At 64.8% G+C, this 11365-nt stretch carries 6 protein-coding genes; all 6 read left to right on the top strand.

All coding sequences use genetic code 11. The annotated features are described in order from the left end of the window. The coding region (locus tag QSJ34_RS18255) for a hypothetical protein (protein ID WP_285578083.1) at positions 1 to 434 on the top strand (434 nt) is incomplete at its 5' end. 244 nt (positions 435 to 678) lie between these two features. Beyond that, the gene (locus QSJ34_RS18250; protein ID WP_285578081.1) at positions 679 to 1719 is read left to right on the top strand and encodes a sensor histidine kinase; all 1041 of its coding nucleotides are present in this window, start codon (positions 679 to 681) and stop codon (positions 1717 to 1719) included. Between the two features lie 7 nt (positions 1720 to 1726). Continuing rightward, complete coding sequence (locus QSJ34_RS18245) at positions 1727 to 3082, top strand: sigma-54-dependent transcriptional regulator (protein WP_285578079.1); 1356 nt, start codon at positions 1727 to 1729, stop codon at positions 3080 to 3082. A 143-nt stretch (positions 3083 to 3225) separates the two neighbouring features. Continuing rightward, positions 3226 to 6888 carry a right-handed parallel beta-helix repeat-containing protein gene (locus QSJ34_RS18240; protein ID WP_285578075.1) on the top strand — a complete coding sequence of 1221 codons (3663 nt, stop codon included), beginning with the start codon at positions 3226 to 3228 and terminating at the stop codon, positions 6886 to 6888. Positions 6889 to 6932: 44 nt separating this feature from the next. Further along, positions 6933 to 8051: a sensor histidine kinase gene (locus QSJ34_RS18235; protein WP_285578072.1), complete on the top strand. Its 1119-nt coding sequence runs from the start codon at positions 6933 to 6935 to the stop codon at positions 8049 to 8051. Between the two features lie 283 nt (positions 8052 to 8334). Beyond that, the coding region (locus QSJ34_RS18230) for a right-handed parallel beta-helix repeat-containing protein (protein ID WP_285578069.1) at positions 8335 to 11365 on the top strand (3031 nt) is incomplete at its 3' end.

Here is an 11365-nt window from a genome sequence, read left to right as displayed (position 1 = left end):
GGTATGGGGTGGATATCAGCAACGTGGCGTTCGAGGTGGTGAACAACACGTCGGGCTCGAGCTGGAACCTGCTGGGCAAGCTCCAGTATTTCAACTATCAGGCGGGCGCGTGGGCGACGGCGTATCCGAATGTGGCGGCGATCCCGAACACGTGGTCGTCGCTGCAGGGAACGCACTGGCTGGAGCCTGAAGGATCCGTGTGCTACGGGAACCTGCATCAGGGGATCACGACGGACATCTACCGGCAGCACAACTCGGCGACGTCGCTGGCGGCGCCGATCTCGTGGTTCAGCTCCGTGGGGCAGAACCTGAGCCAGGATCCGATGTTCACCGACCCGGCGAACCTCGACTTCAGCCTCCAGGCCTCCAGCCCCATGTTCAGCATCCCGGGCTTCCCCGGCATCGATACCACTCAGATCGGCATCCAGCGCTGAATCAGAAGGGCTTGGACGGCGAGCGCGGGGGCGCGAAGGCGTTCCGGGTGACGAGAGAGCCATTATTATTCCCAACGAAGAGTAATGAATGCCAAGCTATTCCGTGATTGGGTTTGAGGGTGGTCCCATGAGTGCGAGCAGTCCCCTCTCGACACGAAACCGGCCTGAGATTTCGCCCCGGCATGGATTCACGGAATCCCATACGGAAAACATGCTGCGGGATTCCGTGCTTCTCGGTGCTGCCTTGAGCGATGGTCTGACGGCCCTCATCCTCCAGGATGGAACAGGCACCTGGTACCGGGACAGCAGCGGCCTGAGCAGGGACCAGCTCGCCGCGCTCGAATCGACCCTGACCCAGGAGCCGGGGACCGATGCCGAGGGACCACTGGAGAGGGAAGGGCTCCAGATGGTGAAGACCGTCTCCCTGGTGAACGGCTGCCACCAGGTCATCGGAACCTTCTGTGTGCTGTCACCCGTCCCCCTTGCGCTGTCCGAGGCCCAGTTGGCAGGCCTGGCGCTGCTCGCGGAGCACATCCAAACCATCGTGAAGATGGATCAGCAGAAATTGGAAACGCGCGCTGCCCCCCGTCCCCCGGCGGCGGCCTCCTTCGTTCCGGGCCTGGTTCATGAGCTTGGCAGTTTCATCTTTGGCATTTCGGCGAACCTCGATGCCTTCGAAGCGCGCTTCGCCGACCTGGACGAAGTGAAGACCTATGGCGCGAACATCCGGAGGAGCCTGGACCGAATGGGTGCCTTCATCGTCGAGTTGAGGGAATACGGCTATCCGCAGAGGCTCTCCTGGTCCCCGCTCGAACCCGAACCCATGCTGCGCGAGGTATTCGAACACCAGCGTTCCCTGGCCGAAGAAAAGAACATCGATCTCCAGATCAGGATCGATGGGGTCCTGCCGGCCCTCCAGGGGGATCGGGAGGGCCTGCGGACGGCCCTCGCCCGGGTGGTCGATCTGGTCCTGCACAAGGAGGAGCCCGGAGGTCGTGTGGTCATCAGCGTTGCGCCGGGTCGCCAGGGGAACCGGGAAGCGATCTTCGGTCACCTGGACTTCTCCTTCGAGCCCTTCATGAACATTGATCCGGCCCGCCTTTTCGAACCCTTCTACTACCGGGTCTCCGGATTGGGACGCCTCGCGCTGCCGGGGGCCCGCCGGGTCTTCGAATCCCACGGGGGAACGCTCACGGCCGGGAAGGGGCCTGACGGGAGCATGAGGATCAGCTTCATGCTGCCCTCGGAAGTGGCTTATCCCTTGCGATCTGCCACGCAACCTTGAGGGATCCATGGCGAAAGCGAAGATCCTCGTAGTGGATGACGATGAAATCATTCTTTTCGCCATCCGAGATTTCCTGGAGCTCCACGGCTTCATCGTGGATGAAGCCGAGACCTGCGCCGAGGCCGAGATCCGCTACCGCGCGGATGTCTACGACGCCGTCACCCTGGACTACTCCCTCCCGGACGGGAATGCGATCGACCTGCTTCCAAAGCTGAAGGCCATCGATGCGCGCGTGCCCATCATTCTTCTGACGGCCCACGGCAGCATCGAACTGGTGGTGCGAGCCATCCAGCTCGGAGCCGAACAGTTTCTGGTGAAGCCGTTGGATCTCCCCGCCCTGCTCGTGGTGCTGGAACGGGCCCTGGAGAATCAGCAGAACCGGCGGAAGCAGCTGGCCCGGGAATCCCTGGACCAGCCTCAGCGGGCCGTGGACCCCTTCATCGGCCACAGCGCGGCCATCCATCGCCTGGAGGAGCAGTCCCGGCTCGCGGCCGCGACGGAAAGCCCCATCCTCATCCAGGGGGAGACGGGCACGGGCAAGAGCGAACTGGCCCGGTGGCTGCACCGGAACAGTTCGAGGGCCTCGGAGCCGATGCTCGAACTCAACTGCGGGGGGTTCAGCAAGGATTTCCTGGAAACCGAACTCTTCGGCCACGAGAAGGGCGCCTTCACGGGCGCGGTCAGCGCCAAGATCGGCCTGCTCGAGGCGGCCCACCGCGGCACGGTCTTTCTTGATGAGATCGGCGACATGGACGTGCAACTCCAGCCCAAGATTCTCAAGGCCCTGGAAGAGAAGCGCTTTCGGCGCCTGGGCAGCGTGCAGGACCGGAAGGTGGATTTCCGCCTGATCGCCGCCACCCATCAGAAGCTTGACCGGCTCGTCCAGGAACAACTCTTCCGGTCGGATCTCTTCTACCGCATCAGCGCCATCCAGATCTACGTGCCGCCTCTGCGGGAGCGTGCCGCAGACATCCCCAGCTTTGCCCAGATGTTGTTGAATCGCCTGACCGCCGATTGTGGACGGGAGACCGTGCACCTCACCCAGGCGGCCCTGACCAAGCTGCAGAGGCATACCTGGCCAGGGAACATCCGCGAGTTGCGAAATGTGCTGGAGCGGGCCCTGATGGGCGCCGTGGCCGCCGTGATCGATGCGGAAGATCTGGATTTCGCATCCAGCCCCGAGAGTCAGAAGAAGAACGGACTTTCCTCCATGACACTGAAGGAACTGGAGCGCCATTTCATCATCCAGGTGCTCAATGAGGAGGGGGGACATGTGGACCGGGCAGCCAAGCGGCTCGACATCCCCCGGAGCACCCTCTATCAGAAGCTGAAGACTTACGGAGCCGAGTCGTCCAGATTCTAGAATCCGGATCCAGGCTTCAGACTTCATGGTTCCCTTTGCTTCGAGTGTGACCCAGTAGTGCTGTAGGCAGGCTGGTTGAAGACTGGCCTGTGACCGAAATCCGGCGGTACCTCCGTTGCCTTTATGGACCTGCGGAGGTTCCGATGCGAACAGGATTTCGTCATGCCACGGTCCAGGGCCTGACCATTATTGGAGTGGTGATGAGTGCGGTGAGCCTCGCCTCCGCCAGCTCTTCCATCACGGGCGTGTCGATCAGTCCCACGACCCTGTCCTTGAATGTGGGCACCCAGAAGCAGTTCACCGCCACTGTCAGCGGCAAGGGGAACTACAACCCGAACGTGGTCTGGCAGGCGCAGCGCGGCACCATCACCAGCACGGGCCTCTACACGGCACCCGCCACCGGCGGCAGCGACCTGGTGACGGCGCTGTCCTGGCAGAATGCGAACTACAAGGCCACCTCCAGCGTGACGGTGACGGCACCTTCGACGATCACAGGCGTGACGGTGAGCCCGGCGGTCCTGTCCCTGAACGTGGGCGCCCAGCAGCAGTTCAGCGCGACGGTGAGCGGCACGGGGAGCTACAACCCGAACGTGGTCTGGCAGGCCCAGCGCGGCACCATCACCAGCACGGGCCTCTACACGGCACCCGCCACCGGCGGCAGCGACCTGGTGACGGCGCTGGCTTGGCAGAACGCGAACTACAAGGCCACCTCCAGCGTGACGGTGACCGCGCCTTCGACGATCACGGGCGTGACGGTGAGCCCGGCGACCTTGTCCCTGAACGTGGGCGCCCAGCAGCAGTTCAGCGCGACGGTGAGCGGCACGGGGAGCTACAACCCGAACGTGGTCTGGCAGGCCCAGCGCGGCACCATCACCAGCGCGGGCCTCTACACGGCACCGGCCACCGGCGGCAGCGACGTGGTGACGGCGCTGTCCTGGCAGAATGCGAACTACAAGGCCACCTCGAGCGTGACGGTGACCGCACCCTCGACGATCACGGGCGTGACGGTGAGCCCGACGACGCTGTCGTTGAACGTGGGCGCGCAGCAGCAGTTCAGCGCGACGGTGAGCGGCACGGGGAGCTACAACCCGAACGTGGTCTGGCAGGCGCAGCGCGGCAGCATCACCAGCGCGGGCCTTTACACGGCGCCCGCCACCGGCGGCAGCGACGTGGTGACGGCGCTGTCCTGGCAGAACGCGAACTATCAAGCCACCTCCAGCGTGACGGTGACCACATCCGCCAGCATCACGGGCGTGACGGTGAGCCCGGCGACCCTGTCGATGAATGCGGGCACCCAGAACCAGTTCTCAGCGACGGTCTCGGGAACGGGCAGCTACAGCGCCTCCATCATCTGGTCGGCGCAGCGGGGCACCATTACCAGCACGGGCCTCTACACGGCGCCCTCCACTTCCAGCACCGATGTCGTGACGGCCACGTCCACGACGGATGGCACCAAGAGCGCTTCCTCGTCTGTGACGGTGCAGGCCGTCGCGGCGCCCACCGGAATCATCGTGGCGCCCAATGGCGTCGCCGGGAATCCCGGCACCCTGGCGGCCCCCACGACCCTGGAAGGGGCCCGGACGCTCATCCAGAATGCCAGTCGCGCGACGGCGGGCACCCTGCGGGTCCTGCTGCGGGGTGGGATCTATCCCCGCAGCACCTCCTTCACCCTGGGCAGTGCGGATTCCGGTTCGAGTGCCAATCCTGTGGAATATGACGCCTATCCCAATGAAACGCCCCGGTTGATCGGTGGCGTGGCGCTCGCAGGTGCCTCGGCCCACCTGGTCGACGGCACGGACCCGAACTGGTCCCGATTGGATCCTTCGGCGCGGCCCCTGATCTACGTGGTGGATCTCTCGGCCTACAAGGCGAGCCTCGGCACCCTGACCAGCCGCGCCGATGCGAGCGGCTGCGTGAATCAATCGATGGAAGTCTTCGTGGATGGTCAGCCCCTTTCCCTGGCGCGCTACCCCAAGGCGGTGGATGTGAACGCGGCCGTCATCGCGCCCCAGGCCAGCATCCGCGTCAGCGGGACGCTCAGCCCCGACGTGACGGGCGACTACACCTACAAGGGCCAGGACAGCCGCGGGCGGGCCTACTACCAGCTCGCGAAGAACGGCGACGTGTGGTCCATCGCGGCTTCGGCGACGGGTCCGTCCTGGTATCTCTCGAACCGCAAGGATCTGGGCGGCACGGGCACCTCGGCTTCGTGGGGGACCTGGGACACCTTCGCGGGACCCGCGGGCGCCTTTGTCGCAGGCTCGGGAGCTTCGGGCACGGCCCTCCTCTCTCCGTCGGATGGCTCGGACGCGGTACCTGGCTTCATGCTCATCCGCAGCACGAACGGCACCACGCAGATCACGGCCCCGGCTTCCCGCATGAGCCTGTGGCGCGCCTCTGAGGCCATGTATTTCGGCCTGGGTTACTACAGCTGGTCCGGCAGCCACAGCGCCATCACGTCCCTCGATCCCACCACGGGAAGCATCGTGCTCAGCAGCTCCCCCAACTACGGCTTCCGCGTCGGCCAGCCCTTCTTCATCTACAACCTGCTGGAAGAGCTCACGGCGCCGGGCGAGTGCTTCATCGATCGCGTCAACGCGCGGCTCTACCTGCGTCCCGTAGGCGACGTCGCCCCCACCGAGATCCTGCTCTCGACCCTCCAGACCTCGGTCGTGCAGATGTCGGGCTGCCAGCAGATCACCTGGCAGGGCGTCTCCTTCGAAGCGGTCAAGGACCGTCTGGTCACGGCCACGAGCTGCCAGTCTGTGTCCTTCAAGAACTGCCAATTCAAGAATGCCGGCGGCTACGGCATCTACCTGACTGGCTCTTCCAACCTGGTGGAAGCCTGCGATTTCAGGCAGCTCGGGAAGGGCGGGGCCTGGCTGGCCGGTGGAAACCGGACGACGCTGACGCCCAGCGGTTCGCTGATCGAGAATTGCGAGATCCAGCGTTTCGGCCGCCTGTTCTGGACTTATCAGCCGGGCATCAACATCGATGCGACCAGCATGGGCATCACGGCCCAGCACAACGAGATCCACCACTCGCCCCATGCCGCCATCCTCTGGGGCGGGAACGCGAACATCATGCGCTACAACCTCATCCACGACGCCACCCAGTGGACCAACGATGCGGGTGTGATCTACACGACGGGGCGGGACTGGGGCATGCAGGGGAACCTGATCCAGTCCAACCTGATCCGGAACTGCGGGAGCCCCCTGGGCGTCTATCAGTCGGGCATCTACGTCGATGGCGTGGGCAGCGGCGTCACGGTGGAAGCGAACATCCTCTACAAGGCCGCGCCGCTCTTCGCCATCCAGCACAACGGAGGCCGGGACGTCCACACGCAGTACAACGTCTGCTACGGGCAGTGGTATGGCATCGACATCAGCAATGTGGCTTTCGAGGTGGTGAACAACACGGCGGGTTCGAGCTGGAACCTGCTGGGCAAGCTGATCGCGGTGAACTACCAGTCCGCGCCCTGGTCCCCGGCCTACCCGAATGTCGCGGCGATTCCGAACACCTGGTCGTCGATCCAAGGCACCCACTGGCTGGAGCCCGAGGGATCGGTCTGCTACGGGAACCTGCAGTTCGGCAGCTCGCCGGATGTCTACCGCCAGCACAATTCGGCGACCTCCCTCGCGGCGCCGACCTCCTGGTTCAGCCAGGTGGGCGGAAACCTCAGCCAGGTGGACCCGCTGTTCACCGATCCCGCGAACCTCGACTTCAGCCTCCAGGCCGCCAGCCCCATGTTCAACATCCCTGGCTTCCCGGGCATCGACGTCACCCAGATCGGCATCCAGCACTGAGCCCGTTTCCGGAACAGCCCTGACCACCCGACCCACGGAATCCGATGCAGAACCTAGCCGCTTCGTCGCTTCAGCATGCGCTCGTCGACTCACCCGCCAAGCGCATGCTGAGGGATTCGGTTCTGCTCGGAGCCGCCCTCACCGGGGCCCAGACGGCCCTGGTGTTGTGGGATGAGTCGGGCGTCTGGTACCGGGATGCCAGCCACCTCATGGATGACCAGCTGGCAGACCTGGAATTCGTCATGTCCCTGGAGGCCGAGGCCTGCGACCTCCACCCTCTGCAGAAGCAGGGGCTCCAGATCCTGGAGGCCCTGCCTCTGCGGGACCATCGCCACCGCAGTATTGGCACCCTGTGGGTGCTTTCCAGTGACCCCCTCCTCCTTGCGGAGGCTCAACGCCGCGGGCTGATGCTCCTCGCGGAACACATCCAGACCATCGCCCGGATGGATCGCTGCGGGGAGGCGACGCGCACGCCGGAAGAAGCCCCTTTTGTGCCCGGACTCGTCCACGAGCTGAGCAGTTTCGTGTTTGGCATTTCCGCCAGCCTGGATGCCTTCGAGGCGCGATTCGGCGGCATGAACGGCGTGGCCAGGTATGGGGCCAACATCCGGAAGAGCCTGGGCAGGATGAATGCCTTCATCCTGGAATTGAAGGATTACGGCCATCCCCAACCGGCCTCCAGGATCGTGCTCGAAGTGGAGCCCCTGCTGTGGAGCGCCATCGAAGCTCGCCGCGCCCTGGCAGCGGAACAGCGCGTCAGTCTCCAGATCCAGGTCGAGGGTCCATTGCCCACCATCCGTGCCGATGAAGCCGGGCTCCGTTCAGCACTCGTGCGCGTGCTGGATCTCGCCCTGCAGCAGCAGGAGCCCGGTGTTGGCCTGGTGCTGCGCGTGAGGCCCGGCCGGCACGGCGACCAGGAGGTGGTTTGCGGGCTGCTGGACGTCAGCCGCGAGGAATTCAAAGCGGTCGATCCAGACCGCCTCTTCGAGCCGTTCTATTTCCGGGTCCGGGGATGGGGGCGCCTGACCCTGCCTGGCGCGCGGCAGATCTTCGAATCCCATGGGGGCACCCTCACGGCGGGTCCGGCTCCCGAGGGGGGGCTGAGCCTCCATTTCACGCTGCCTTCGGCAGAGGTTTCCGCCCCAAAACATCTGCGCGCCTGATGCTCCGGAAGAGGGCTTGGCCCCGGTGGGGTTCTCTGGATGCGTTGAAAAAAATAAGGACTTACGCGTTTGGATTGTCCGGATTCCAGAATCTAGATCCAGATTTCAGACTCGGCATTTAGACCCAAAGTATCATGTATTTTATTAATGCAATTATATCAATCTTTAAATATTGATTTCGGGATGGATTCCACGGCATTTCCGTTGCTTTCAAAGAGTCACGGAGGTCCCCATGGGAACTGGGTTTCATGTCGTCCCGGCTCGGGCTCTGATCGTGGCTGGAATGCTGGTTCTGTGCGCCTGCAGCGGAGGCGGCAGTTCGAGCGGAACGAGTGCTCCGGCGACGCCCGTGCCCCCGGCCAGCGCGGTGAGTGTGTCCCTGGTGGGTGCGCCCGCCGCCGTGAATCCTGGCGGCAAGCTGCCCGTCACGGCCCAGGTGCAGGGGACCAGCAGCACAGCGGTGACCTGGACGGTCGACGGCATTCCCAACGGCAACAGCGTGGTCGGCACCCTGGTTGAAAACGGAAACTCCGCCACCTATGTGGCTCCGGCGACCGAAGGCACCCACGTCATCGCAGCCACCAGTGTTGTGGATTCCAGCAAGACGGCCAGCGGGCAGGTGGCCGTGCGCAATGGCATCAGCGTCACCTCCGTGTCCATCAGCCCGACGTCGACCAGTCTGAACATGGGGGCCCAACAGCAATTCAGCGTCACGGTCTCGGGAACGGGGAACTACAATTCGGCGGTGACGTGGACGGCGCAGCGGGGCACGATCACGAGCGGTGGCCTCTACACGGCGCCGGCGACGAGTGGCAGCGACGTGGTGACGGCGACGAGCGTGGCGGATACGAGTAAGTCCGCGAGTTCGACGCTCACCATCACGGCGGCCACGAGCATCATCTCGGTGGCGGTGAGCCCGACCTCACTATCCCTGAATGCGAGCGCCCAGAACCAGTTTGTGGTCACGGTCTCGGGAACGGGGAGCTACAGTTCGGCGGTGACCTGGACGGCGCAGCGGGGCACGATCACGAGCGGTGGCCTCTACACGGCGCCGGCGACGAGCGGCAGCGACGTGGTGACGGCCACGAGCGTGGCGGATACGAGCAAGTCCGCGAGCTCGACCCTCACCATCTCCGCCACCAGCAGCATCACCTCGGTGACCGTGAGTCCGACGACGCTGTCCCTGACGGCGAGCGCCCAGAACCAGTTCACGGTGGCCGTCTCGGGGTCGGGGAGCTACAGCTCGACCGTCACCTGGTCGGCGCAGCGGGGAACGATCACGAGTGGCGGCCTCTACACGGCGCCTGCCAGCGGCGGCAGCGACGTGGTGACGGCCACCAGCACGACGGATAGCACTAAGAGCAGCTCCTGCACCGTGACCGTGCAGGCTGCTACGGCTCCTCCCTCGGGGATCTTTGTGGCCCCCAATGGCCTTTCGACCAACCCCGGCACCCTGGCCTCGCCCACGACCCTGGAAGGGGCTCGCACCCTCCTCCAGAACGCCAGCCGTGCCACGGCGGGCACCCTCAGCGTCTACCTGCGTGGCGGCATCTACCCACGGACCTCCAGCTTCACCCTGGGCTCGGCGGATTCCGGTTCAGCGGCCAACCCCATCCAGTACGTCGCCTACCCCAATGAAGCGCCCCGGATCATCGGCGGCGTCTCGGTGAATCCGGCCTCCGCCCACCTGGTGGACGGCACGGACCCCAACTGGTCCCGCCTGGATCCCAGCGCCCGGAGCCAGATCTACGTGGTGGACCTGACGGCCTACAAGGCCAGCCTGGGCACCCTGACCAGCCGCGCCGACGGCAGCGGCGGCGTGAACCAGTCCATGGAAGTCTTTGTGGATGGAAAGCCCCTCACCCTGGCCCGCTACCCCAAGGCCGTGGACGTGGGCTCGGCGGTCACGGCGCCCCAGGCCAGCATCCACGTGAGCGGAACGCTCAGCCCCGACGTGACGGGCGACTATGCCTACAAGGGCCTGGACAGCCGCGGGCGGCCCTACTACCAGCTCGCAAAGAACGGCGACGTGTGGTCCATCGCGGCCTCGGCCACGGGCCCCGACTGGCGGCTGTCCAACCGTAGGGACCTGGGCGGCACGGGAACGGCGGCCTCCTGGGGAACCTGGGATACCTTCGCAGCCCCTGCGGGCGCCTTTGTCGCGGGATCTGGAGCTTCGGGCACGGCCTTCATGTCGCCGACGGATGGATCGAATGCGATCCCGGGCTTCCTGCTGATCCGCAGCACCAACGGCTCCACCCAGATCACGGCGCCCGATCCCAACATGAGCCAGTGGCGGGCCTCGGAGGCCATGTACTTCGGACTGGGCTACTACAGCTGGTCCGGCAGCCACAGCGCGATCACGTCCTTCGATCCGACGACGGGCAGCATCGTGCTGGCCAATTCGGTGACCTATGGGCTTCGTGCGGGCCAGCCCTTCTTTATCTACAACCTGCTGGAGGAGCTGACGGCGCCCGGCGAATGCTTCATCGATCGGGTCAACGCGCGGCTCTACCTGCGGCCCGTGGGCGACGTGCCGCCGAGCGAGATCCTGCTGTCGACGCTGCAGGCGCCGGTGCTGCAGATGTCGGGCTGCCAGCAGATCACGTGGAATGGGATCAGCTTCGAGGCGGCGAAGGACCGGCTGGTCTACGCCTCGAGCTGCCAGAACGTGGCCTTCCGGAACTGCCAGTTCCGCAACGCGGGCGGCTACGCCATGCTCCTCAACGGCAGCTCGAACCTGGTGGAGGGCTGCGACTTCAGGCAGCTGGGCAAGGGCGGGATCTGGGCCTCGGGCGGCAACCGGACGACGCTGACGCCCAGCGGGACGCTGATCGAGAACAGTGAGTTCCAGTACTTCGGGCGGCTGTTCTGGACCTACCAGCCGGCCATCAACCTGGGGACTTTCAGCGACGCATACAACAACGACTGCATGGGCTTCACGATCCAGCACAACGAGATCCACCATTCGCCCCACGCGGCGATCCTGTTCAGCGGCAATGGGAACACGATCAAGTACAACCACATCCATGACGCGACGCAGTGGACGAACGATGCGGGCGTGATCTACACGACGGGCCGGGAGTGGGGGACGCAGGGGAACCTGATCCAGTTCAACCTGATCCGGAACTGCGGGAGCCCGCTGGGGGTCTACACGTCGGGGATCTACATCGACGGCGTGGGTAGTGGCGTGAAGATCGAGGGGAACATCCTCTACAAGGTGTCTCCGATGTTCGCGATCCAGCACAACGGGGGCCGGGACGTACAGACGCAGTACAACATTTTCTCAGGGCACTGGTATGGGGTGGATATCA

The sequence above is a fragment of the Geothrix limicola genome (genome assembly GCF_030268085.1).
GTDB classification, from domain to species: Bacteria; Acidobacteriota; Holophagae; order Holophagales; family Holophagaceae; genus Geothrix; species Geothrix limicola.
The sequence above is the reverse complement of the archived record's forward strand: the minus strand, read 5'-3'. Positions and strand labels throughout refer to the sequence as shown.